Annotated in this window: 27 protein-coding genes and 1 pseudogene; 9 read left to right on the forward strand and 19 right to left on the reverse strand. The window is 36.4% G+C overall.

Annotation, left to right across the window (positions count from 1 at the left end):
• Positions 1-30: 30 nt before the first annotated feature.
• On the reverse strand, positions 31-606 hold the full coding sequence (locus QRE67_RS16270; RefSeq protein WP_286121215.1) for a TlpA family protein disulfide reductase: 576 nt from the start codon (positions 604-606) through the stop codon (positions 31-33).
• A 200-nt stretch (positions 607-806) separates the two neighbouring features.
• Here QRE67_RS16270 and QRE67_RS16275 point away from each other — a divergent pair, with 200 nt between their 5' ends.
• Entirely contained in the window at positions 807-1,394 is a 588-nt protein-coding gene (locus QRE67_RS16275; RefSeq protein WP_286121216.1) for a DUF4306 domain-containing protein, read from the forward strand.
• 546 nt (positions 1,395-1,940) lie between these two features.
• Positions 1,941-2,252 (forward strand): YmzC family protein, encoded by a 312-nt coding sequence (locus tag QRE67_RS16280; RefSeq protein ID WP_286121217.1) that lies wholly within the window; start codon positions 1,941-1,943, stop codon positions 2,250-2,252.
• A 126-nt stretch (positions 2,253-2,378) separates the two neighbouring features.
• On the opposite strand, the gene acnA is transcribed toward QRE67_RS16280, so the two are convergent.
• Complete coding sequence (acnA, locus tag QRE67_RS16285) at positions 2,379-5,102, reverse strand: aconitate hydratase AcnA (RefSeq protein ID WP_286121218.1); 2,724 nt, start codon at positions 5,100-5,102, stop codon at positions 2,379-2,381.
• A 292-nt stretch (positions 5,103-5,394) separates the two neighbouring features.
• On the opposite strand from acnA, the gene sspO reads away from it, so the two are divergent.
• Positions 5,395-5,544 (forward strand): small acid-soluble spore protein SspO, encoded by a 150-nt coding sequence (gene sspO / locus QRE67_RS16290; RefSeq protein ID WP_020063103.1) that lies wholly within the window; start codon positions 5,395-5,397, stop codon positions 5,542-5,544.
• A 33-nt stretch (positions 5,545-5,577) separates the two neighbouring features.
• On the opposite strand, the gene QRE67_RS16295 is transcribed toward sspO, so the two are convergent.
• Both QRE67_RS16295 and QRE67_RS16300 read right to left on the reverse strand, forming a co-directional pair.
• Positions 5,578-6,303: a polysaccharide deacetylase family protein gene (locus tag QRE67_RS16295; protein WP_286121219.1), complete on the reverse strand. Its 726-nt coding sequence runs from the start codon at positions 6,301-6,303 to the stop codon at positions 5,578-5,580.
• A gap of 47 nt (positions 6,304-6,350) precedes the next feature.
• Positions 6,351-6,614, reverse strand: a complete 264-nt coding sequence (locus QRE67_RS16300) for a hypothetical protein (RefSeq protein WP_286121220.1) — start codon at positions 6,612-6,614, stop codon at positions 6,351-6,353.
• Between the two features lie 120 nt (positions 6,615-6,734).
• Between QRE67_RS16300 and QRE67_RS16305 the strand changes: the two genes are divergently transcribed.
• Positions 6,735-6,878, forward strand: coding sequence for a small acid-soluble spore protein P (locus QRE67_RS16305; RefSeq protein ID WP_000414451.1), 144 nt, complete (start codon positions 6,735-6,737; stop codon positions 6,876-6,878).
• Positions 6,879-7,027: 149 nt separating this feature from the next.
• Positions 7,028-7,408: an Hsp20/alpha crystallin family protein gene (locus QRE67_RS16310; RefSeq protein ID WP_286121221.1), complete on the forward strand. Its 381-nt coding sequence runs from the start codon at positions 7,028-7,030 to the stop codon at positions 7,406-7,408.
• A 173-nt stretch (positions 7,409-7,581) separates the two neighbouring features.
• Here QRE67_RS16310 and QRE67_RS16315 read toward each other — a convergent pair whose 3' ends face one another.
• Both QRE67_RS16315 and QRE67_RS16320 read right to left on the reverse strand, forming a co-directional pair.
• Entirely contained in the window at positions 7,582-8,823 is a 1,242-nt protein-coding gene (locus QRE67_RS16315) for an MDR family MFS transporter (protein WP_286121222.1), read from the reverse strand.
• A gap of 281 nt (positions 8,824-9,104) precedes the next feature.
• On the reverse strand, positions 9,105-9,497 hold the full coding sequence (locus QRE67_RS16320; RefSeq protein ID WP_286121223.1) for a hypothetical protein: 393 nt from the start codon (positions 9,495-9,497) through the stop codon (positions 9,105-9,107).
• Positions 9,498-9,634: 137 nt separating this feature from the next.
• Here QRE67_RS16320 and QRE67_RS16325 point away from each other — a divergent pair, with 137 nt between their 5' ends.
• The gene (locus QRE67_RS16325) at positions 9,635-10,837 is read left to right on the forward strand and encodes an alanyl-tRNA editing protein (protein WP_286121224.1); all 1,203 of its coding nucleotides are present in this window, start codon (positions 9,635-9,637) and stop codon (positions 10,835-10,837) included.
• A gap of 338 nt (positions 10,838-11,175) precedes the next feature.
• On the forward strand, positions 11,176-11,769 hold the full coding sequence (locus QRE67_RS16330) for a DUF6434 domain-containing protein (RefSeq protein WP_286121225.1): 594 nt from the start codon (positions 11,176-11,178) through the stop codon (positions 11,767-11,769).
• Between the two features lie 6 nt (positions 11,770-11,775).
• Here QRE67_RS16330 and QRE67_RS16335 read toward each other — a convergent pair whose 3' ends face one another.
• From QRE67_RS16335 to QRE67_RS16375, 9 genes are all read right to left on the reverse strand, one after another.
• A complete protein-coding gene (locus tag QRE67_RS16335) occupies positions 11,776-12,873 on the reverse strand; it encodes an acetyl-CoA C-acyltransferase (RefSeq protein ID WP_286121226.1) in 1,098 nt (365 codons plus the stop codon).
• The gene (locus QRE67_RS16340) at positions 12,866-14,329 is read right to left on the reverse strand and encodes an acyl-CoA synthetase (RefSeq protein WP_286121228.1); all 1,464 of its coding nucleotides are present in this window, start codon (positions 14,327-14,329) and stop codon (positions 12,866-12,868) included. Before QRE67_RS16340 ends, QRE67_RS16335 begins: the two co-directional genes overlap by 8 nt.
• A gap of 156 nt (positions 14,330-14,485) precedes the next feature.
• On the reverse strand, positions 14,486-15,061 hold the full coding sequence (locus QRE67_RS16345) for a biotin transporter BioY (RefSeq protein ID WP_286121229.1): 576 nt from the start codon (positions 15,059-15,061) through the stop codon (positions 14,486-14,488).
• A 165-nt stretch (positions 15,062-15,226) separates the two neighbouring features.
• The gene (locus tag QRE67_RS16350) at positions 15,227-16,837 is read right to left on the reverse strand and encodes a long-chain fatty acid--CoA ligase (RefSeq protein ID WP_286121230.1); all 1,611 of its coding nucleotides are present in this window, start codon (positions 16,835-16,837) and stop codon (positions 15,227-15,229) included.
• 460 nt (positions 16,838-17,297) lie between these two features.
• Complete coding sequence (locus tag QRE67_RS16355; protein WP_286121231.1) at positions 17,298-17,447, reverse strand: hypothetical protein; 150 nt, start codon at positions 17,445-17,447, stop codon at positions 17,298-17,300.
• A complete protein-coding gene (locus tag QRE67_RS16360) occupies positions 17,444-17,647 on the reverse strand; it encodes a hypothetical protein (protein WP_286121232.1) in 204 nt (67 codons plus the stop codon). The genes QRE67_RS16355 and QRE67_RS16360 overlap by 4 nt, the downstream gene beginning before the upstream one ends.
• Before the next feature lie 304 nt (positions 17,648-17,951).
• The gene (locus tag QRE67_RS16365; RefSeq protein WP_286121234.1) at positions 17,952-18,200 is read right to left on the reverse strand and encodes a DUF2164 domain-containing protein; all 249 of its coding nucleotides are present in this window, start codon (positions 18,198-18,200) and stop codon (positions 17,952-17,954) included.
• A gap of 15 nt (positions 18,201-18,215) precedes the next feature.
• Positions 18,216-18,674, reverse strand: a complete 459-nt coding sequence (locus QRE67_RS16370) for a peptidoglycan recognition protein family protein (RefSeq protein WP_286121235.1) — start codon at positions 18,672-18,674, stop codon at positions 18,216-18,218.
• Between the two features lie 14 nt (positions 18,675-18,688).
• On the reverse strand, positions 18,689-19,492 hold the full coding sequence (locus QRE67_RS16375; protein ID WP_286121236.1) for a protein phosphatase 2C domain-containing protein: 804 nt from the start codon (positions 19,490-19,492) through the stop codon (positions 18,689-18,691).
• 147 nt (positions 19,493-19,639) lie between these two features.
• Here QRE67_RS16375 and QRE67_RS16380 point away from each other — a divergent pair, with 147 nt between their 5' ends.
• On the forward strand, positions 19,640-20,449 hold the full coding sequence (locus tag QRE67_RS16380; protein WP_286121237.1) for a YitT family protein: 810 nt from the start codon (positions 19,640-19,642) through the stop codon (positions 20,447-20,449).
• 264 nt (positions 20,450-20,713) lie between these two features.
• Here the strand turns inward: QRE67_RS16380 and QRE67_RS16385 are convergent, their stop codons facing one another.
• On the reverse strand, positions 20,714-21,082 hold the full coding sequence (locus QRE67_RS16385) for a VOC family protein (protein WP_286121239.1): 369 nt from the start codon (positions 21,080-21,082) through the stop codon (positions 20,714-20,716).
• A 518-nt stretch (positions 21,083-21,600) separates the two neighbouring features.
• On the opposite strand from QRE67_RS16385, the gene QRE67_RS16390 reads away from it, so the two are divergent.
• Positions 21,601-23,145, forward strand: coding sequence for a PAS domain-containing sensor histidine kinase (locus tag QRE67_RS16390; RefSeq protein ID WP_286121240.1), 1,545 nt, complete (start codon positions 21,601-21,603; stop codon positions 23,143-23,145).
• 75 nt (positions 23,146-23,220) lie between these two features.
• Here QRE67_RS16390 and QRE67_RS16395 read toward each other — a convergent pair whose 3' ends face one another.
• The 3 genes and pseudogenes from QRE67_RS16395 to QRE67_RS16405 form a co-directional block, all read right to left on the reverse strand.
• Positions 23,221-24,804, reverse strand: coding sequence for an FMN-binding glutamate synthase family protein (locus QRE67_RS16395; protein ID WP_286121241.1), 1,584 nt, complete (start codon positions 24,802-24,804; stop codon positions 23,221-23,223).
• A gap of 158 nt (positions 24,805-24,962) precedes the next feature.
• Positions 24,963-25,142: pseudogene (locus QRE67_RS16400) on the reverse strand (alkene reductase); the annotation flags it as partial.
• Positions 25,143-25,195: 53 nt separating this feature from the next.
• Positions 25,196-25,450 (reverse strand): hypothetical protein, encoded by a 255-nt coding sequence (locus QRE67_RS16405; RefSeq protein ID WP_286121242.1) that lies wholly within the window; start codon positions 25,448-25,450, stop codon positions 25,196-25,198.
• Between the last annotated feature and the right edge of the window lie 191 nt (positions 25,451-25,641).

The following is a 25,641-nucleotide window of genomic DNA, read 5'->3' on the forward strand; positions in this document are numbered from 1 at the left end:
TCTACATCTATTCAAGTGTGAAAAACTACACTACTTTACTTGCGCAATCCGCTTTTCCATCTCTTTTAATGTCATCGGTCCAATAAATTTATCTTGAATTACGCCTTTTGTATCCACAAAATATGAAGTTGGGATTGTAATTACTTTATACGTCGTTGTAACCGTTATATCTTTATCGAGTAAAACAGGAAATGTGATTCCCTTCTCTTCGGCGAATTTTTTCACTTTCTCCTCTCCACTAGCACCTTCAGAAACGGTATAATTTACAGCTAATATTTCCACATCTCCCTTATGCTTCTTATAAAAAGCTTCCATGTCTGGCATCTCTTTCTGACACGGACCGCACCATGTTGCCCAGAAATTCAAAATAACTTTCTTCCCTTTTAAATCAGAAAGCTTTACCTTTGTACCATCTAATTTTGATAACTCAAAATCTGGCGCGCTCTTCCCTACTTCTATTCCATTCTTTGCAATAACTTCTTTCATTGCTTCTTCACTTTGCACAGGTTTGTCTATCACCTGTTGTTCTTCTTTTCCGAACTTTTCATATACTGCGTAACCAGCTAAACAAAGTAACACAACAACAATCGTAAGTTTTCGCCACATGTACATCATTCCTTATATTTTGTGTCGTTTTATATGTCATTCCTAAAAAAATCTATACTGTATACTTTATTTTAGCTTATACGGACAGCCTTGGAAATATTCCCCTTCAAAATAGATAGAATATTTCTTACATTCATAAAAATATTTCCTTTTTATCATATAATAGGAATAATTACAATTTGGAAGGAGGATTCATTCCTTTGAGCAAAACCGTTATACACTGGCTGCAATATATCATCATTCTTCCCATCTTATTTTTCTCATTGTTTATTACAAGTTGGACTGCCAGCTACTTAAGCATTTCAGAGGACTGGAAAAAACATCTCGTCTTCACTCCTAAAACAGCAGACAACTCTAATCAAATTTATGAAATTGATAAATTGCTGTATGCTTTTAAGTACAATCCGCCTTTTACTACAATTTGTGTATTATCAATTGTATATTTGATTGGGATTATTATCGTTCGCGCCTTATATTGGCGAAAAAATAAAACAGGGCTGTTCAGTTTACAGCTTATGATTCTTCTCCCTATTTTTCTATACACGTGGCTTGTCACAAATTCTATGGGAGCGATGATCTATGGAGAAGAAGATTGGAAAAATTATCTCGTCTTTTCACCAAAAACAATCACGGATACAAATCAAATTTATTATATTGATAGATTAATATACGTTTTTCAACATTCTCCTATTTTTAGCACAATTTTTGTTCTTACTTTTCTGTATATCATCGTACTCTTTGGAATCAAAATTTCTCGTCGAATTCATTTAAACAAAATAAATAGATGAGGTGTTACATTTCCATTATCATAGAAGACTACGAAAACAAGCATGGCAATACTTTTTAATAGAGTAATAGTGCATGATTTTAGCTCACGAAAATACAAATGAAGAAAGGAGAGATTTTGTGCATAGACTCGAACAAATTATTCTATATAAATCCATTTTGATTTTTCGACATATAGCTGCGGCTATGGATAACAAAAGGTGACCTGCACTCATTTTCTCTCTTTGTTTTCACTGTGTCTGGGCAGGAAAAGGATCTGACCGCTTCTATGCATGGCCGGATGCTCTCTCCCACCTTAAAAGAAGGGGTTTATGTCGGTTTTTTAATTTGTATTTATATATATCTTTTGTTTTTTATTATTCCCAGTTGGAATTATTGTATGGCTCGTATCTTTTATAAGTAAGAATCAAACGAAACGAAAAACAGGCTGCATTTGTCTATATATCGCGATGTTTTCCTTTATTTTCTTCACTGTAATCGAATACGTAGCCTTTTACTCTATGACAAGCGTTACTACGGGATAAATATGTGATGAAAGGTTGATTGCTATGGGAGAACATCCAATCGCTAAAGAACTTCGCTATATGCGTATATGCTTTGTTATCTTTATTATCATTACATTATTTTCTAGTGGAGGAAAAGTTGTTGAAATTTCTTCAAATCATGATTCTTCTCCGGTTAATTTACAAACCAACAATATGACACAAATTGGTGAAAATATATTTGCGATAAGAGTAGAAAGTGAGAATGTCATCAAAATTTTCAAATATGATCCAACTACAAATAAAATTACGCAGATGAAAGAATTTAATCCTGAAGATGGTTCCACTTATGAATATCAACTAAATAAAGCTGAATGATGAAGTGAAACTTTATATAAGAAAAGGAAAGGGATGAAACCATGTAGTTTCATCCCTTTCCTTTTCGGCAACTAGTTCGCAAAATAAAAGAGCACCCTGTGCGAGTACTCTTTTATTTATATTTAATTAGTTAGATACCTTAGACTCTTCGATTTTCTCACGAAGAACCATTTGTAAAATACCACCGTGACGATAGTAGTCGATTTCAACTTCACTATCAAAGCGTGCTACTACTTCGAATTGTTTCGTATTTCCTTCTGGATCAATTGCGATTACTTTTACAAGATCACGTGGTTTAACTGTTTTGTCAATTTGAATTTCAAATGACTCATTACCAACAAGACCTAATGTTTCAGTACTTTCGCCATCTTTAAATTGCAATGGTAGTACACCCATTAATACAAGGTTACTACGGTGAATACGCTCGAAGCTTTCTGCGATAACTGCTTTAATTCCTAGCAGGTTTGTACCTTTCGCAGCCCAGTCACGAGAACTTCCCATACCGTAGTCTTTACCAGCTACAACAAGAAGACCTGTGTTATCTTGTTTATATTTCATCGCTGCATCATAGATTGACATCACATCACCTGTTGGCCAGTATGTTGTGAATCCACCTTCTGTGCCAGGTGCGATTTGGTTTTTGATACGAATGTTTGCAAATGTACCACGCATCATCACTTCATGGTTACCACGGCGAGAACCGTAAGAGTTGAAGTCAACCGGCTGCACGCCATTTTCTAATAAATAACGACCTGCTGGTGTATGTTTACCAATTGAACCTGCTGGTGAAATATGGTCTGTCGTTACAGAATCGCCAAATTTACCAACTACGCGTAAGCCTGAAAGTGTTTCCACTTCACCTGGCTCTTTTGATAAACCTTCAAAGAACGGTGGGTTTTGAATATAAGTTGAATCATTATCCCAAGTATACAAAGCTTCATTTGAAGTTTGAATTTCGTTCCAGCGTTCATTACTGTTAAATACTTGTGCATATTCTTTTTTGAATAATTCAGATGTTACAACACTTTGCACCACGTCTTCGATTTCTTTCGCTGTTGGCCAAATGTCGTTAAAGTAAATTGGATTACCGTTTTCATCTTTACCAATTGCATCGTTTTTCAAATCGATATCAACTGTACCAGCAAGCGCATATGCCACAACAAGTGGTGGTGATGCCAAGTAGTTTGCTTTTACAAGCGGATGGATACGACCTTCAAAGTTACGGTTACCAGAAAGAACAGATGTTACTAATAAATCATTTGCTGCAATTGCCTCTTCTAATTCTGGCGCTAATGGACCAGAGTTACCGATACAAGTTGTACAGCCGTAACCAACTGTTTGGAAACCTAATTGATCTAAGTAAGTTGTTAATCCAGATTTATCTAGATATTCTGTAACAACTTTAGATCCCGGTGCTAATGATGTTTTTACATATTCAGGTACTTTAAGTCCTTTTTCAATTGCTTTTTTCGCAACTAAGCCTGCACCAATTAACACGTACGGGTTAGATGTGTTTGTACAGCTTGTAATTGCTGCGATTGCAATTGCACCTGTTTTCATCGTTACTTCCTGATCTTTTAATGCAACTTTCACTTCTTTATCGAATTCTTGTTCATTGAACCCAAGTCCTTGCGTTCCAACTGGTGCCACAACTGCTTTATGGAACTCATCTTTCATGTTTGAAAGAGGAATTAAATCTTGTGGACGCTTTGGTCCAGAAAGGTTAGATTCAATTGCATTTAAGTCGATTTCAACAAGATCTGTATAAATTGGATCTTTGCTGTCAGCTGTATAGAATAAGCCGTTTGCTTTACAATATTCTTCAACGATGCGAATTTGTTCTTCGCTTCTTCCTGTTAAACGTAAGTACTCTAATGAAATATCATCGATTGGGAAGAATCCACAAGTTGCACCGTACTCTGGTGCCATGTTTGAAATTGTTGCACGGTCAGCTAATGGCATGCTTTGTAAGCCGTCACCGAAGAATTCAACAAATTTTCCAACTACGCCTTTTTGACGTAATACTTGTGTAACTTTTAATGCAACGTCTGTTGCTGTTGTACCACTTGGAAGTGTGCCTGTTAATTTAACACCGATTACTTCTGGAACTGGGAAGTATGATGGCTGTCCAAGCATACCTGCTTCTGCCTCAATACCACCAACGCCCCATCCAAGAACGCCAATTCCGTTAATCATTGTTGTATGAGAATCAGTTCCGACTAATGAATCTGGGTATGCAACAAGTTCACCTTCAGCATTTTTCACTGCATGAACAACAGGTGCTAAATACTCAAGGTTTACTTGGTGAACGATACCTGTTGCTGGTGGCACTGCACGGTAGTTATCAAATGATTTTTGTGCCCAGCTTAAAAATTTATAACGTTCTTCATTACGTTTAAACTCTAAGTCCATGTTGAATTGAAGCGCGTCTGGTGTACCCGCTCTATCAACCTGTACAGAGTGGTCAATAACAAGGTCTACTGTAATTTCAGGATTAATTTTATCTGGGTCTCCACCCATGTCTGCCATTGCTTTTCGAAGTGAAGCCAAATCAACGACAGCTGGAACGCCCGTGAAATCTTGTAAAATTACGCGAGATGGTTTGAATGGAACATCGATGTCTTGAACACTTTTTGTTCCCCATTTCGCTAAATTTTCAACATGCTCTTCTGTAATCACACGTCCGTCAACTTGACGAAGTACAGACTCAAGCAATACTTTAATTGAATAAGGCAATTGTGATACGTTGCCAACCCCTGCATTTTCAAGCGCTTTCAATTGATAATAATGATACGTCTTTCCATCTAGTTCGAATGTTGCACGAGATTGAAATGGATTATGTTTTACCATTATGTTTCCCCCCTGTTAAACGTGACTGAAGTTGTCTGAATATAAAATGTAGACAAATTTTTCAATACCTTACGATAATATCTTATTACAACTTTTTAAATAAGTAAATAATAAGAAACTTATAGTTATTCATAAGTTTTCTTTATCTTAACAAATTTGAATAGTCTTGGTTCCTCTTATGAATACTATTATCATAAAGCAAAGCTTTCTTTTCAGGAGCTTTTCTTCCCTGTTCATGAAACCGTGGACAGCTTACCATCCATTTAATATTTAATTGTAGAGGTGAAAACATATGGGTAAACGGAAAGCCAATCACGTTATTCCAGGAATGAATGCAGCATCAGCGCAAGGGCAAGGAACCGGTTATAATGAGGAATTTTCAAACGAACCACTTACACCAGCGCAGCGTCAAAATAATAAAAAACGAAAAAAGAATCAATAACAAAAAGTCCCAAAAGTATATCTTTTGGGACTTTTAATGTTTATAACGTAGTAGCTCAGAAACTTTCACAAATCTGTAGCCTTTCTTTTGAAGAGCAGGTAAAATTTTTTCTAGCGCCGCTACAGTTTGGCTCCGATCGCTCCCGCCATCATGAAGCAAAACAATATCGCCGCTCTTCGCGTTTGTTACAACATGCTTTACAATAGATTCTGTGCCCGGATTCGCCCAGTCTTTCGGATCCTGATGCCATGACCATAATACAATTTGATAGCCTGCTTCTTTTGCTATTGTAAGTACAGCATCATTAATATATCCACCAGGAGGACGGAAAAGTAATGGGTTCTCTACCCATTGTTGCAAATACTTTTTCCCTTCTAGAATATCATTTTTTAATTTCTCACCTGATGCATCCCGAGCATACAAATGGTTCATCGTATGATTTCCAATTTCATGCCCTTCCTTTAGCACCTGTTTTACTAAATACGGATTACGCTCAATTCGAAAGCCGATCATAAAAAATGTTGCTTCAGCTTTGTATTGATGCAATATTTTCAGCACCTGCGGGGTATATTTCGGATCAGGCCCATCATCAAAAGTAATCGCAATGACTTTTTCAGTGGTAGGTACGTCCCACGTTACATTACCTGTAGGCTCTAATTCTGTTCTCTCTAGCATTTTCGCTTCCACTTTATCCACTTGAACTATATGTATAACACAAATCATACAAATAATTAGTACAGCAATTTTGTTTTTCATCATAATTACTCCAAAGTTGAACAGGTTATTGAAATAAAATAACAACCTGTTCAATCAGTTAGTTGATCTACGTCTTGCATAATAGTTTGTAAATTACTTTCAAATTGCTCTAATTGTGGACGTTGTGTTTCAGATGCAACTTCAAGTGCATTTTGAATTTGTTCATACGCTTCTTGTACTTCTTCTCGTAAATGTTTTAAATCATGACCGTAATTCGGATCATTTCTCACAATATTGTTGTATAAATTCTCTGCTTGTACAACTCCTTGTTGTGCTGCTTGAAAAGCTTGCTGTTTATCTTTATGATACGGCATACGCTTTCCCCTTTCTGTATAGTTAGTCCTACTTATCTTTACCCTTTTTCATAAAAACATTCTCGTATAAATTTGCGAAGTTCTCTCATTCTAAATACAAGAGGGGAGGTGTACAACAATATGGAAAAGAACAACAGTAAATCCATTCGTCAAAATACAAAAAAAGGGCAGCCTTCTGGACAACCCGAACCATTAAGCGGCTCACATAAAGTAAAAAATCGAAATCATTCCAGACAAAAAAATCACGCTCACCACGATATGTAAGAAGAGGACAATGCACGCGCATTGTCTTTTTCACATAACATATTTAGAACAAATCTAATTTCCTCAGCATATTTTCCAGTTTCCTCTTCACCTCTAATCTCTATATGCATATCATAGTATGAATTGAGATTTTACGGAGGGTGTCTTACATGGACAAGAAAAAGAAAAGTTGTCTTTTTCATGTGGATGGTTTTGAAGAATGGATGGATCAATTTTGCTCCGATTCATATGCAAACTTCAGTTTTCCTAGTCATATCCACATCGACCTTTTCGAAACCGAACAAGAATACATTTTAGAAACTGATGTCCCTAACGTTTTAAAACAAAATGTACTTATAAAAAAGATGGAGACAGGCCTACAAATCCACATATTTCATAAAAATTCGTCCCTGCAGCGAACCATTACTTTACCTACCAACATTATCTATAAAAAAATGCTTGCCTGCCTGGAAAATGGTTTTCTCGCCATACACATTTCAAAAACAGAAGTAGCAAAAGCAAATGAGCGAAAAGTTCTCTTTTCCGATTAAAGCATCATACAAACAAAACGAAAACACTGTTTTTCATAAAAAACAGGATAGAAGAAAGCAGATTGTCCCCTGCTTTTTCTATCCTGTTTATTTTGTCTCTGTCTATGATGTAGTGTACTCTGAATCAAAAGGATTAACAGTATACAACCTTCATTCTGAACCATAAACACTTGTTATTTCACTTCAACCTCTACCTTACAGTTTTCATGAAGATTTCTTTTGTACAATAAATTTTTTGTCAATAAAAGGACCGGGAATGCACAAACAGAAAAAATGGCTAATATCGAAAAAACAGCAAAACCATTTTGATAGCCGTAATAATCTAGCAAAATCCCGCCAAACCAAGGGCCTATCACACCACCAATTCCGGAAAATCCCATAGCTCCAAAGTACGTTCCTTTTAAATGCGGGACTGCGATATCATCAATAAAAACATCTGTCATCGAAAACATCAATACTTCTCCCATTGTAAAAAGAATTGTACAAGCAAAGACACCCGACAACGACTGTGTCATACCAAATCCCAATAAACCTCCGCTAACAAGCAATGTTCCCATCATAATAGATACGAGCGGTGTATACTTCTTGCAAAATCGAATCAGTGGATATTGTACAATCACTACCGTAATCGCATTTAACGTTAACACATATGAAAATAATGTAACGCCATCTTGAAACACGTGCGAGTTCGCGAAATATTGAGATAATGTCGTTGAAAAGTGTGCATACCCAGTATTACTTAAAATAATTCCAACTAAGGCGATTAAAAAAATAACATCTTTTCGTAAAACACGAACCGCATTCATCATCGTAACTGGTTCTTTCGTATCTAGTTCCTGTTCACCAATCCGATATTTTTTAAATTGTAGCGCTAATACAATTGTATACAGGATATACACCACAGCCGCTACTAAAAATGGTGTTGTTGATTTCGCACTACCAAGCTGTAATCCAACAAGCGGGCCAATTGCAACACCAACATTAATAGCTCCATAGCGTAAATTATAAACAAGTAAACGATGCTCTGGCTTTGTTAAATCAGATAGCAGCGCCCTCGATGTCGGTTCAAAGAACGAACGACACATCCCATTTAAAGCATTTAACAAAAAGAATGATAGAACATGATCTGCAAATGAAAAACCAATAAATACAAAAATCCAAATGATGATGGACCATAACATAATTCTTTTACGGCCAAAGCGATCAGATAAATTCCCACCAATAAAACTAGCAAATACACCAACCAATGCACTCGTTCCAATAATTGCTCCTGTCATTCCAGCTGATATTTCTTTTACCGTTGTTAAATAGATTGCTAAAAACGGAATGCTCATTGAAGTTGCAAACCGTGCAAATAATGTCCCTAGAATAATGCTCATCCCAACCGGATGAATTTGTTGTAACTTGCCTCTCATCCTCTAAACCTACTCTCCTGATATCATACATATATAAATACAAATTAAAAAACCGACATAAAACCCTTCTTTTTAGGTGGGAGAGAGCATCCGGCCATGCATAGAAACGGTCAGATCCTTTTCTTGCCCCATGCCAAGTGAAAACAAAGAGAGAAAACGAGTGCAGGTCACCTTTTGTTATCCACAGCCACAGCTTATATGTCGAAAAATCAAAATGGATTTATATAGAAAAAGAAAGCTAAAAAGCGGCTTCCTCTTCCATTTTTCTATTATTAAAGTAGTTATACACGAGCTGTTCTAGATAGCTCCATATCAATCCCATATGTAAATTGTAATTCTTTAAAAACACTCTCGATTGAGATATTCATCTTATATTTTTCATTAAATTCAATAACCGAGCTTTCCACTTCTTCATGTGTATACTTATATTCTCCTGTTATCAAACTTTTCAAATCAAAACAGTCATTGATACAAATCTGTACCAACAGCTGATCGTACATAGACAATAAGTCTTCTTTCTTCCACAGTAGTTCTTTCACGTATAATCGATCAAATGTTACACTTCCACGATTACATTCCGTTAAAAGACGGGTCATTTCATGCAATTCTCGATATAGTTCAGAAATATTTGTATTAAGACGAATCAATTTGTCTACACCATTTTCATACAACATATCATCAACCCCCGCGTATTTCCTTTTTCTTATTATAGCAAGAAAATTCTAAAAAAGAGATTTTTTCTTCTGAAATGTTAGAAAACTCATTCAGATTGTTTTACAATGAAAACAGTTAATTTGAAAGGAGTACGAAAGTGAAACAAAAATTATATTACAACGATGCATATCAACAATCATTCACAGCACACATTACAAAACAAGAACGCGATAATGAAGGAAACTTATATGTCATTTTAACAAAAACGGCATTTTATCCAACTGGCGGTGGTCAACCACATGATATAGGGACGTTAGATGAAACTCCTGTCTTCCGTGTAGAAGAAGTCGACAGCGAAATTCGTCATTTCATAACAGAAGAATTACATACAAAAGAAGTAACTGGTCAAATTGATTGGCAACGTCGTTTTGATCATATGCAGCAACATGCTGGCCAGCATATTTTATCAGCTGCTTTTTGGGATCATTTCAACATTCCAACAATCGGTTTTCATCTTGGGAGAGAAACTGTAACAATTGATTTAGACACGCCTAAACTCTCTAGCGAAATAGCTGCACAAGCACTGCAAATCGCAAACCAAATTGTCTTTGAAAATCATCCAATTCACATTCAATGGATGAATCTAGAAGAAGCAAAACAGCTACCTCTTCGAAAAGAACCAACTATTACAGAAAATATTCGCGTCGTAATTATTGAAAACTATGATTACAACGGCTGTGGTGGCACACATCCGAAATATACGAGTGAAGTAGGAACCATTCATATTATCGGATGGGAACGTAATAAAGGTGGCATTCGATTAACCTTTGTTGCTGGTTGGCGTGCCATTCAGTTATTGGGACATTATCAACAAATTATTAAAGACGTTTCCCAGCAACTAAATAGTAGTGAAGAAGATATTGCAAACAAAGTTGAACAGCTTCTTACATCGCAAAAAGAAAGTGAAAAAGCCTTGCAAGCTGCGAATGAAAAACTACTATTGGTAGAAGCAAATGAATTACTACAGCAATCCGAAGAAACATCTGCTGGAAAACTGATTTCCGCAGTCTTTACAGATCGTACAATGCAGGAAATTGCGAAATTATCAGCAGTCATTACCGAACAAAATGAAAATGCGATTACATACTTCGTTACCCAAAACGAGGACAACTTACAGTGCGTTTGTGCATGTGGTAAAAACGTGACAGCAAATATGAATACGATTTTAAAAAGTGCCCTTCCCTTCATTAAAGGAAAAGGCGGCGGCAACCCGAAAAGTGCTCGCGGTGGTGGAAAAGCGATTATAACGAGCAAAGAATTCTTAACTCACTTGGTTCATTTGTTAAAAGAAACTGTTTAACCGTAAAAAAGGATAGCAACATGCCTATCCTTTTTTATTATTATCCCTCCTTATTTCACATAAGGGTTGATATCACTACTTATAAAGTGAAACTTTAATCAGAGGGGGGTCTCTATCCCCCTCTGATTATTAGCCCTCACCAATCAGGGTTTTACGAACAGTTTATCCCCCACCTAACTTCTTTGCTTCTGCTGAATTTTGAGGTGGGGGTATTACTGTCCGTTAATACGGGATAAACCAATATTTTATTTCAATCCTTTATAAATAAAACACTTCAATTAATAGAACATGTGTTTTATAATTAAAAATGGAAATTTTGGAAGAAAGAAGTGATATCTATGCGTCCTCCATTAACACGTGATATACAACTTAAAGACTTTTCAAATTATTATTGGCTAAAAAAAGAGTTACAGGAATTTTGCCGTGAACACGGTTTGCCAGCAGGTGGCTCTAAAGTGGAAATTACTGAACGAATTACAACTTTTTTGACAACAGGTAAAATACAGAGAAGTCAACTTGTACAGAAAAAGATAATCTTCTCCCCTTCTCATGAACCATTTAGTTTACAAACAATCATTACTGAAAATCATCGTTGTAGTGAAGATGTTCGTGCTTTTTTCCAGGAAATCATCGGATCAAAATTCCGTTTTACAGTCGCACTACAAACCTTTTTCAAAGAAAACGTTGGCAAAACATACGAAGATGCTGTGCAGTTTTGGTATGAAGAGCAAGAACGAAAAAAGAATCCTTCTTATAAAACAGAAATTGGTGCTCAATTTGAGTACAACCGCTTTACACGTGCCTTCTTCCAAGATCCAAATAATAAGGGAAAATCAAGAGAAGACGCGATTGCCGCATGGAAAGAAGTGAAATCAAAACCTGGAAGTAATGCATACGAACCACAAAAAGATAAGCTAAGAAGATCCTTTTGATCTATCCTAGCTTCCTACTTTTTCGAATAAGAGGGCAAGTCCAATTCCACCACCGATACCTAAAGTAGCAATGACATACTTCACCTGTCCTCTTTGTGCTTGATAAAATAGCCTAGTTACAAGCATCGCACCCGATGCACCATATGGATGCCCCAGTGCAATCGCACCACCGTTTACATTTAACTTTTCATATGGAATTTGCAGCTCTTGTGCACATGCAACTACTTTAGCTGCAAAAGCTTCATTCATTTCGATATAATCAATATCTTCTATTGTAAGATTCAATTGCTGCAATAATTTTTGCACAGCAAATATAGGTCCACTTCCTGGAAAAAGTGGATTTACACCAACTACTGCACTATGAACAAATCGAAGAACTGGCTTGTACCCAAGTTCACGCGCCCGATTTTCTTCCATAATAAGTACCGCACATGCCCCGTCATTCACACCACATGAATTGCCTGCTGTAACCGTTCCAGCTTGTAAAAAAGCAGGACTTGTTCGCTTTATGATCCTTTCGTAATTTATCCCACGCTTTATCGTTTCATCTTCTTTTATTTGAAAAGAAATGGGTATAATTTCTTCTTGTAAGTACCCTTTTTCCAGCGCTTCTAATGTTCGTTTATAACTTAGACAGGCATACACATCTTGCATATCCCTAGTAATGCCATAGCGTTTCGCTACATGTTCTGCTGCGATTCCCATATCAGGATCTCCGATATGATGGGGTGAAAAACGAGCTCGTTGTTGGAACGATGACGTACTTGTACTTTCAACACCACCGGCAATATAACAACTTCCCGCTCCCCCTTGAATGAAATGACAAGCCATTCGAACCGCCTCCAATCCAGCACCACACTGGCGGTCAACTGTCACACCTGGAACTGTGTATGGAAAACCAGCCTCCAGTGCTGATAAACGAGCAACATTTCCACCTGGTCCAACAACATTCCCTAATATCACATCATCTATTTCATGCTGAATCCCTTTACTCATATGCAAAAGTAAAGGTGCCGCTAATTTCTCAACCTGGTATTCTTTAAACACTCCATTTCGCTTACCGATTGGTGTTCTTTTTGCTTGTACAATAACCGCTCTATTCATATACTTTCTCCTGTTTCCCAATCCTATCTCTCACTACTTCACGGGCGATCTTCCCGCTGCTTGTATAAGGAATTTCATCTACGAAATACCACTCTTTTGGAATTTTATAAGAAGATAATTGTTGTAAACAAAAACGTTTTAATTCCTGTTTTGTTGCCCTTCCCCTTACCATCGCAACAGGTCTTTCACCCCAATAAACATCTTGTACGCCAACAATCACTACTTCTTCAACATTTGGATGTGTTAACAATACACTCTCTACCTCTTCAGGAAAAATGTTAATGCCACCATACAAAATCATATTTTTTTCTCGCCCTACTATATATAAAAAACCTTCATCATCCCTATATCCGATATCCTGAACTGTCATCCAGCCATCTTCTGTCTCTTGATAAGATAATTCACCGTCTTGTAAATATCCTATAAAAAATTGTTCACTTTTCACATAAACAGTACCAACTTCTCCTGGCTGTAATTCCTGACCGCTTCCATTACATATTCGAACCTGCACATTATGGCATGGTTTTCCCACTGAAGAAGCTTTTCTTTCATTCTCTTCATCTGTTAATGCAGTTACAAAACTTAATTCAGAGGCACCATAAAATTCATACCTTTTGGCATACGGAAACATTCTCTGTACGTTCCTTTTTGCTTCTGCTTCCCATTTCGCACCTGAAGAAATGATTTTTACTTCTTGTTCTATAGCTCTTTCTTCTTTATATAAAGCTTCTAGCATCGTGGGGACCGTGTACATTACTGAAATTTGTTCCTGTTCCAGTATAGAAAGGACGCGATTCGGAATAAACTTTTCTACGATATGTACCGTCTGTCCTAAGTACAACGCGCTCATTGCACCGTATAAAAAAAGTGAATGAACAAAAGTACCTGCAAGCAAGACAGAATCCTCATTCTTCATATGAAAATCATACACGTTACAATCAAAACTTTTTACCCATGATTGCTGTGCTCGAAGAAATGCCTTTGCTTTCCCGGTAGATCCTGATGTAAATCCCATATAAAAAGGTAAATCATCCACGCTTAATGAAGAATCATATCCATTCGATCTCTTGCATAATATTTGAGCCCATTCATTTAAAGTGAATACTTTCCCATTTATTTTTGGTAGCTCACTCATCTTATATTGTTCAGTAATCACAATAGATGGATTTGCAACCTTTAACTTTTCATCCAGTTCATCATGTTTCCATTTCAAATCCAGCGGAACACAAACCCACCCTGCCATCGCTGCCCCAGCAAAAATCTGTAAAAACTCAATCTGATTCTCTAGTAAAATCGCAATCGTTTTATTCATTGATTTCTCTTCCGTAAGCCAATTCGCAACTTGGCACACGGCACTATACCATTCTTTATAAGTTACTACTCTATCATTTTCCTTTATTGCCACTTTATTTGGATGCACACAAGCATGTTTCTCATAAGAAGTTGTAATTCCCACTGTTCTCTTCCTTTCTTGTAAAGTGAAACTTCTATCAAAGCTATCAACATATATTAAAACGAGATAAGAAAAAGAAACACGTAAATACGTGTTTCTTACATTCTTTTATACAACGAAAATTTTATCTATAGAAGAGTTTTCCTTCCCATAGATTTTTCAGCCAGCCTTTGAAATTTTATTATTCTTTAAAGCAGGAGTAATGATATGTTTCAATGAACGGTGCAGCCTTGCTACAAGAATTGCCGCAAACACAGCTTTTATTACATCTCCTGGTAAAAACACAACGCTTAATTTAGCTGCTTGCCATACCGCGATATCCATTACAAATGCCTGTACAGTAACACCAAACACATAGACAACAAAAATGCCACCAACCATGTTAATGAAGAATACTTTGATAACAGATACATGCCGTAAACGTTCTACGAGGTAACCGACAACAAATGCTCCCACAATGTATCCCATTAAATAGCCAGCACTCGGTCCGACAAAAACCGATGGGCCACCACGTCCACCCGCTAATAACGGTGCTCCGGCTGCTACAATGAACAGGAAAATCATTTGGCTTAATGCACCAAGACGTGATCCTAACAAGCCACCTGCAAGCATAACACCAAGAGACTGCAATGTAATTGGAACAGGTGTAAGGGAAAGTGCAATCGGTGGTATTAAACCTAACACACCCATAATCGCACTAAATAATGCAACAAAAACTAAATTTTTTGTATTCATCTTTCCATTTCTCCTATTTGTAAACTATAAACATTTTTTAGATAACATATTATATGTGATATCTTACCTTCACCTTTTTATATTGTCAACAATATTTTATTTATAGTTAACAAATGGAGTTATTCCGATTATAGTCACCAAAAGATACCGAAATAGAAATTCGACTTATTCTTTTATATGGTTTGCTAACTCTTTTCTCAAAGCTTGTTTCAAAAATTTCCCGACTGATGTTTTTGGAATCTCATCCATAAACACAATATCATCTGGTAACCACCACTTCGCAAATTGCGGTTGTAAAAACGTATATAACTCTTCTTTTGTCACAGAACTATTTTGCTTTATTACCACACATGCAACTGGCCGCTCTTGCCATTGCTTATGAGGAATTGCTACAACAGCTGCCTCAAATACCGCTTCGTGTGCCATCAGAGCGTTTTCTAAATCAACGGACGAAATCCATTCACCACCACTTTTAATCACATCTTTCGTCCGGTCTACAATTTTTATACAGCCTTCCTCATCAACAGTAACAACATCGCCTGTATATAACCAACCATCTCGGAATCCTTCAACCGTACGTTCATCGTTATAATAGCTTGCTGCAATCCACGGTGCACGCAAACATAATTCTCCCATCTCGTTTCCATCCCATTTTACTTCTCCATCAGCTCCAACAACTTTCATTTCAACACCAGGCACTAAGTAACCTTGCTTTGCACGAATCGTAAGTTGCTCCTCGTATGGTAAATCACACTCATAACTTTTCAAACGAGCAAGTGAAACAAGTGGACTTGTTTCAGTCATTCCATATGCATGCACAAAAGGCACGTTAAATTTTTGTTCAAATGCAGTTATGACACTTTTAGGTGCTGCTGCACCGCCGCATAAAATCCGTTTCATACTTGATAAATCATAACTATTGTTTTCTAATTCCTGCAGTACACCGAGCCAAATCGTTGGGACACCAGCAGCTAATGTTACTTTTTCTTCTTGCATCATTTCAAGCAAAATTTTCGGTGTAAACATCGGACCTGGCAAAACTAATTTTGATCCAAACCATGTCGCTGCAAAAGGTAAACCCCAAGCGTTCACATGAAACATTGGAACAACTGGCATCGCAGCATCACTTTCGGAAAGTGCAGCAGTATCGGCTAATCCGAGTGCCATACAATGAAGAACTGTACTGCGATGCGTATACACAACACCTTTCGGATTACCAGTTGTTGCGGACGTATAACACATGCCAGCTGGCATATTTTCATCTATATCCTTTATAAACGGGAAGTGAGGATCTCCCTCTTCAAGAAGTTGTTCATAGTGATAGACAGGATGAAGTGAAGTTGCTGGAAGCTCTTTTTTGTCAGTCATAATGATATATGCCTGTACAGTCGATAGTTCATCTTGAATTTTTTCTACAAGTGGTACGATATCTTCATCGACAAATAAAATGCGGTCTTCAGCATGCCTAATAATATAGGAAATGTGCTGAGTAGATAGCCGAATATTAATTGTATGCAATACGGACCCAATACTCGGAATCGCAAAATACGCTTCCACGTGACGATGATGATTCCACGCTAAAGTTCCAACACGCTCTCCTTCTTTTATACCCAACTTCTTTAATGCACTAGAAATCCTTCTTGTTCGTTCTCCTAATTGTTTATACGTTAGCGTTGTGATTGTATCATGCGTGCGTGAAACAATTTCTTTCTTTGGAAACAATTTTTCTGCCCTTTCAATCATTGAGCTAATTGTTAATGGTACATTCATCATCATATTCGTTCCGCCTCCCATTAAAGCGTTTTCACTTTTTGAATATTATATCAGACTTTCCTGATAAATAATGTAATTTTTCGGTATTTTCTGAATTATTTCCACAGAAATAATTATTAGATGTATATAACGTTCTTTATCTCTATTTTTCATAGTATCTCCCTACTATATAAGTGCTTATTTCATATCACTAGGTGTAGTATCTTTTTCCACAACTATATAAATCCATTTTGATTTTTCGACATATAAGCCGCGACTATGGATAACAAAAGGTGACCTGCACTCGTTTTCTCTCTTTGTTTTCACTATGTCTGGGCAGGAAAAGGATCTGACCGCTTCTATGCATGATCGGGTGCTCTCTCCCACCTAAAAAGAAGGGTTTTATGTCGGTTTTTTAATTTATATTTATATACACTCCTTTCATTTTCCTTCACAAATAATAGAGAGCAGTAACCTCGTAAGGTTACTGCTCTCTATTATTTGTATTATATGTATCTCGATACGCACCCTTTACAAATATATCCGAAACATCTGGTATCTGTAATGTCCGTAATATAAGACGGTTTGTATACAGGATTGGATATGCTTTATATGTAGGATTATCTTTCATCATAGTGGCTTCTTCTTAAACTTTTGATGATTTCGTACTTTTAAGAGAAGTACACTTCCGCAATCTGTACAAATATATGCATCAACTGGAGAAGACGTAAACATCGTCTCTTTCTTTCTTATTTGTGCATATCCAATAAACTCTCCTTCTCCAATATGATTAGACCCACAATAAGAGCATATGTGTATTTCTACCTTTTGCATGAGAGCACCGCCTTTGTTCTTTTCTACTCCTTTCGACAACAACCCATTATTTCCCTTCTATTAAAATTGATCCTTTTCTCACCACAAGTTAGAAGGAAAACAACCATAAAGAACATAAAGTGAAACTTTGATCAGTATGGGTTTTCTTCATCCTCCACTGATCATCAGCTCTCACCAATCGAGCTTTTACGGTTAGTTTATCCCCCACCTAACTTCTTTGCCTCTTGCAGAACTTTGAGGTGGGGTATTACTGCCCGCGAATAGCAGGATAAATAGAAAAGAGCCTTCGAAAGGCCCTTTTTCATTATTCTTTAATTTGCTTTTCTAATACATATAAATCTTCTTCTAAATTCGATAGTTTATCTGTAACAAGCTTTCTCGCATCTCCAATTGCTTGATTATATGCATATGGTCCAAGTAATTTTATCATCTCTTCTATTAAACGCTCCGCTTGAAAACGGCCAATCGCTGCTAACTCTTCTTCTTCAAAAAGTTGCTGAATCTGTTCTACGAGCTGTTCTTTTTTCTCATTTGGTATTTTCACAACCATCATTTGAAATCTTCTCCTCTATATTTTGGATAGTACTCTACGTAAATATTGCATAGAAAAGCGTGTTCCCGGGCATGTTTTCGTTACACCTTCTAGTTCTCGGTGACCGAGAATATCCTCTACACATAAAGAAAACTGTTGCATAAAAGTATAACATAAACGATGTAAGGAATGAACTTGTTCCGAAGTCGGATCATACTTATCAAAGTTACCTGTCATACAAATACCTATTGTTTCGCTGTTATGTCCCTTCGCATGTGCACCGATGAACAAACCTCTTCCTTCATATACTGTCCCATCTTCTTCGATAAAATAATTATAGCCGATTCCGCTCCATCCTCTCACTTTTTGATGAAATGCATGGGTTTTATATACGTCCCATCCTTCTTTAGCAGTATGATGAATAATAATCTTCGTTACATTTTGCAACGGCTGAAGTTCATCTTGGAAAGATAGCTGTGCTTTTTGAATATCCATCTATGATTCCTCCTTTACATATGAATCATAATTACTGTTTTATCATCTGGACGAATCCATTTTTTCTGTTCTAGTTCTTCTATTATATTAACGTAAGCCGCCGCACCCTTTTCCATCATATATTGCGCTGTTTGTACAAGTGACCAATCTGGATGAAATAGTCCATCAGAACAAATAAATATGTCAGTAACTTCTGCACGAGGCAATGTTCCTTGCTGAATAAGTGCAACCGCTTCTGGCATCCCGTTTGCAACCGAATAACCATTTGGCATATTTGCTAAATACCGATTGTACATGAGTTGTTCACGTATATCGTTAAATACATGTTCACCCGGTACAGACAGGCTATTTTTCCGATCTTCTTCACGTTTCTTCTTTGCCCGCCTACTAATTCCTTTCACTGTGTCTTTCGTCAATACCTGCACTGTTCCATCACGAAATGTAGCAACAATCATACAATCTCCGAGCTGTGCGTATTGAATTGTTTCATCTGTTATATGCACCACTGCGATACACGTACTCCAAAGCTGTTCTTTTTTTGTTATATCAACATCGTAAGCTTTCATTTTTTCTTGTAATATTCGATTCACATTTGCAATTTCCTTTTGTAACCCTTCTATTCCTTCAAGTGATTCAAAATACTGTTTAAACAAATGAGAGGCAAGGTAAGCTCCATTATGACCATTCTCATCTTGAAATGGTACAAGTGGTGTTGCTCCATCGCATACACCGTATACTTTTAATCCTTCATTGCGAATGAGTGCATCTTCACATTCTTTTTTTGTGGGACTTTTTTGCTGAAACGTTACAGTTTGCATGATTTCACTCCTTTTTCACAACTCCAGAAACCGATTTCATTTTTTGGACTAATCTAATTTTCCAAAATAAACTGTTTTCCCGCAAATCTCACAATTTCATATATAATCTTGAAATAATATGATTTTTTAGTGAAGGACGGGAAAAAGATGGTCAGATTTTTCGGCATTATCATTGGTTCTATCATTATAGCAATTTCCTTTAATCTTTTCCTTATTCCCCACAAGATTTTAAGCAGTGGAATAGGCGGAATTGCTATTATCTTGGGCATTGCAACTCCTATAAACACAGGTATTATTAACTTTGCTTTAAACTTACCTATTCTTATTTTAGGGTACATAGGACTTGGAAAAAAAGTAATTTTTAATACGATTGTTTCTGTCATTGTATTATCTGCTGCACTGTACTGGATTCCTGTAAAAATAGTCGCAACTGATCCGCTTCTTTCTTCATTATTTGGAGGCGTAATTGCTGGTGCTGGAATCGGCCTTGTATTTAACTGTGGTGGGTCAACAGGTGGCTTTGATATCATTGGTATGTTATTATCTCGCAAAAAAGATATTAAACTTGGTGGATTTCTTATTATTTTAAATACAGTGGTTGTTGTCATTGCTGGATTTTTCTTTAACTGGGATGTAGCATTAACAAGTTTACTATCCATCTATGTAACAGGAAAAGTAATTGATGCCATTCATACAAAACATCGTAAAGTAACACTTATGATTGTAACAAACCATGCTGAAGAAATGAAAAAGCAACTCCTATCAACCGTTATACGTGGGATTACACTCCTTGATGGTGAAGGCGCCTATTCAAGTGAGAAAAAACGTGTACTTATGACCGTTGTTTCACGCGAAGAGCTTGCTGGCATGAAATTAACAATTTCTGAAATTGACCCGCAGGCATTTGTCAATATTACAGAAACCGTTGAAGTATTGGGGTTATTTAGAAAAGTTTAAAACACTAGGTATAATCCACCTAGTGTTTTTATTTACTAGAAGCCAACTCAAAACCCTTCTTATCGCTCCATCAATTTTTTGATTCGATACCAATAGACCACAAAACACCATTTATCCCGCTATTTGCAGGCAGTAATACTCCCACCTCAAAATTTAGCGAAAGCAAAGAAGTTAGGTGGGAGATAAACTGCTCGTAAAAACCCGATTGGTGAGGGCTAATAATCAGTGGGAGATGAAGAAACCCTCACTGATTAAAGTTTCACTTTATTTATACTCCATAAATTCAATTCTGTTTCCAAATGGATCAAATACGTAAAACCGTAATACATCTGGACGAGCTTTATCATCTATAACTTGAACTTCCTTTTGAATTAAAGCGGCTTTAAATTCTTCAATCTGTTGAACGTAAAAGGCTGGGTGCGCTTTTTTAGCTGGAGAAAAATTCTGCTCTACTCCTATGTGGATTTCTTGATTTCCACAGCGAAACCAGCATCCCCCGCGCTTTCGTAACTCTTCTGGTTTTGGAATTTCTTCTAGACCAATCTTGTGTCCATAAAACTCCCTTGCCTTTTCTTCACAGCCTGCTGGTGCTGCAACTTGTACGTGATCAATTCCTTGAATATGAAATGACATAATCATCTCCCCCTTTTATATCTTTATTGTATATAAGGTTGCTTCATAAGCAACTTATGTAATTCTTATAGAAGTTTATAAGAAAAGTGAAAGTTTAAGATACATATAATTACTACATCCCAACGACCACGTCAATTCTGTTTAAAACAACCCTTACATTTATTTATCTATCCTTTAAGTTATATAAATACAAATTAACAAACCGACATAAACCCCTTCTTTTTAGGTGGGAGAGAGCATCCGGCCATGCATAGAAGCGGTCAGATCCTTTTCCTGCCCAGACATAGTGAAAACAAAGAGAGAAAACGAGTGCAGGTCACCTTTTGTTATCCATAGCCGCGGCTATATATCGAAAAATCAAGATGGATTTATATATTAAGATTTAAAAAACAAAATAAAGCGAAAATATATTCTACAACAGTAGCTTTTTAAAAAAATGTATAACGCATTTCATATAATATGTCTATAATAGATTACAGTGAATCTTTTTTAGATGTTAGTTGTACGGAGGAAAAGTTATGAGTAGGAAAAAGTTATCATCCATAAAAAAAAGTGATCGTTCAGTTATTCACCGTCGTTCCCGAGATCATATACAAAAAAACATTATGAAACAAAACCAATCTTTAAAAGAAATGTATGCTTCTCTTTTTGAATATAATCCTGATAGTATTATTTCATTTGACTTACAAGGGAACATATTACATGTAAATCCTTCTGCTGAAAAAATATTAGGATATTCTACGAAAGCACTAGAAGGAAAAACAATAAAATCTTTTGTGTTAACACACAGTTACGACCAAGTATTACAATATATTAAAAACGCAGTAATTGATAACCAACAAGAATACATACTTTCTATCAATCATAAGGATGGCTATCAAATTGACGTAGTCACAAAATTTGTTCCTATTTATGTAAATAATCAAATTATAGGTATTTATGCGATTATGAAACATCTGGAAAAATCAGAGCAAATCGAAAAAATGTTACAAGAAAGTGAAAAACGTTTACGTACTTTACTAAACTCCATGCCAGCTTTTGTGTTATTTAAAGATCATAAAGGTCGATGGTTAGAAGCAAATGACTACGCAGTTTCCAGTTTAGGCTTTGAAAATGTGCCCTATCGTGGAAAAAAAGATAGTGAATTAATCCAATATAACGAATCCTATCGGAATTCTTTCTTATACTGTGAAAAATCTGATGAATTCGCATGGGAGAACAAAGAGAGTATACGTGGTGAAGAAATTATTATACATGCTAGTTCTACGCCTCTCATTCTTGATATAATAAAAGTCCCTCTTTTTCATCCTGATGGATCACGGAAAGGGATCGTCATTATGGGGCGCGATGTTACAGATTTAAAGAAGACCGAGGAACTATTACGGAAATCTGAAAAACTGGCAGTTGTTGGACAGCTAACAGCGGGAATTGCTCATGAAATACGAAATCCATTAACTTCTTTAAAAGGATTTCTAACATTATTAGAACCTGATATTAGCAAAAATAACAAATGGTATGTCGATGTCATGTTAAGTGAAATTTCCCAAATGGAATCTATTACGAATCAATTTATGGCAATGTCTAAACCACAGGCTTTATCTATACAATCCTGTCAAATTCAGTCATTAATTGAAGAAGTGGTAACATTTATTTTACCAACAGCGATTATGCATAGCGCACATATTATTATGGATCATGCACCAACACTACCGACAATTCAATGTGATGGAAATCAATTAAAACAAGTATTTATAAATATATTAAAAAACGCAATAGAAGCAATGCCTTATGGAGGAAATATTTTCATTCAAACAATGCACGTAGAAGACAATTTTGTGTTAGTGCGTATTTCAGATGAAGGCTGTGGTATACCACAAGATCGAATCTCCCGTTTAGGCGAACCTTTTTATAGTTTAAAGGAAAAAGGAACAGGACTCGGTTTAATGATGTGCTATAAAATTATTGAGGAACATGGTGGCAAATTACAAATCGCAAGTGAATTAAATAAAGGAACCACTGTAGACATTCGGTTACCTATTCTTTCGGAAAAAACGGATGATTAAAATCAACCGTTTTTTCGTTAATCCTTTGCAATACTTCAGCCAATATTGCAAGAGGCTTTTCGCGCCATTAATTACTCATTTTTTCTCCCCATAAGGTACAACAGGGAATAACTTCGATAATGGAATAATGTTCCCTACTTCATCTTTAAATACAATATGACCTCTTGTTAAATGACGTGGACTTTTTGCACCTGCAGCTGCCGCTAAAGCAAACAAACTATATCGCATGCTAATAATATAGTTCATCACGCGCCATTGTTTTTCATTGGGATCCAATGCTTTTTGAAAGCGTGGATCTGTTGTCGCAACTCCAGAAGGACACTGCCCGGTATGACACTGAAGTGCCATAATACAACCATTTGCCATCATAAAACCACGTGCAGAATTTATCGCATCGGCACCAATCGCTAAAGCAATCGCTACTTTATCAGGGGTTACAAGCTTTCCAGACGCAAAAACTTTAAACTTGTCACGAACCTCAAAACGGCAGGCTGTGTCAATAAACGTAATTAAAGCAGGCATGAGTGGAATGCCCATACTATCTGCCATTGATTTATACGTTGCACCTGAACCACCTTCTGAGCCATCAATTGTAATAAAATCCGGATAAACATCTAATTCTTTCATCATTTGAAGTAACTCTTCCAATGGCTTTTGTTGTCCAATCACTAATTTCATTCCTATTGGCTTACCGCCACTTTCCTGTAAGTCTTGAATAAAAAGTAACGCTTCTGTTGTATTATGCAAAAAGGCAAAACGGTTTGGTGAATTTATCGTCTCCCCTTCTTTCACCTTTCTGACAGCAGCTATTTTCTGATTCACTTTTTTCCCTTCCAAATGACCTCCACGTATTTTCGCACCTTGCCCAAATTTCAATTCAAATGCTTTAATATTGGGCTCTTTTGCTTTTTCGATAAATTCTTCCATAGAAAAATTACCGTTTTCATCACGATAACCAAACAAACCTGGACCTATTTGTGCAATAATATCAGCTCCAGTTTGTAAATGCTCTGGAATCACGCCACCTTCCCCCGTATTCACCCATGAACCACCAGCCATTTTTGCTCCATTTCCAGTTGAAAGAATATAATTTTCTCCAATTGCGCCGTAAGAAGTTGCTGATGCTCCAAACATCCCGTTTACTTTCCATGGATATTTGCGACTCGGACCTACTACAATCGCATCATTTTCTTCGTATAACCAAAGATTTGTTTGATCTACTGTGAGTTTTTCTCTTCTAGAGAACACTCCTTCTTTATGAATAATATATTTCTTCGCGGGACGCTCTATAGAAAGATTCACATTTAATTCCTCAGTAAGTACGGGAAAAAGAGTGTTAGAAATATAGTACCCTGCTTTATCAAAATTACGTTTTGAACCAAATCCAAGAACTTCAGATCGATATTTTGCTAGAAACATAATACTTTGAAAATCATAACGAGAAAATGGTTTTCCATCTGTATCATGATCAAACCAATATTGCCGAAATTCTGGACCTATTTTTTCAAGTAAAAAACGCATTCTTCCCAAATACGGATGAAGTTTCAAAATCGAATGGTGTGTCCTTTTCTTAATAAAGAAAGTAACTACAAAAAAAGTAATGAATAGTACTATTAACAACAATAATACACTTATGATTACGAGCAGTGTTTGGCTCATCAGCTTGCTTCCCCCTAGCGGTTCTTTCCTTTTATTTATGTATATCCCCTATCACGTCACTACAGTACATAACAAAACATTCAACTGAAAACAGAACCACCATTTTTTCTGAAAACCATAAAAAAAGGAAGCATCACGCTCTCCTTTTCTGTCAACGATTATATCAGCTCAGCAAGATGTTGTTTCGCATCATACTCGACTAAACATTTCCCATTCTTTACACGATAGACAAAGTCTGGATTTGCAATTAGCGGCCGACCGAATACAGCTACATCAATGCTTCCTTCCTGCAATGCATCCTCTGCTTCTTGCGGATTTAAATTATCCACTCCAACAATTTCATTAAAAGCGAAATGAAAAAGAAGCTAGAAAATCACTTTTCTAACTTCTTTTAACTATCCCAAATTTGTGCTTTCACTATATGATTGAAATGTTTATAAAAAAGACTTCCATATACATTATCACCAGGCAGTGAATTGTGTACAGGATTACTTGGTACAGAATGCATTGAGTAGGATGAAGCAGAAGTTGTTGGTACGTATTGATAATAAATCGGTTTTATATAAGTGTGCACAATCGGGTAACTGCCGTATAAAGGATGAAATATAAGGTGAGGGACATGCATTCTATTCAAAAAAACATTCATTTTCTATTCTCCTCATTATAAAATACAGTATATGTGATTTCAGCTTTGTAGTTGAAATGTTTATTGATTAGCAAGTGCTTTTCAATATGAATTAAAGGCAATAATTACAGCAATCAATGATTCAGTCAAAAAAATACTGACCCACCTAAGGTAAATAAACGACCGATTAAAGTGTTTCTCTCTTCGATAAT

Source organism: Bacillus sp. DX3.1 (assembly GCF_030292155.1).
In the GTDB taxonomy this organism is placed as follows: Bacteria; Bacillota; Bacilli; order Bacillales; family Bacillaceae_G; genus Bacillus_A.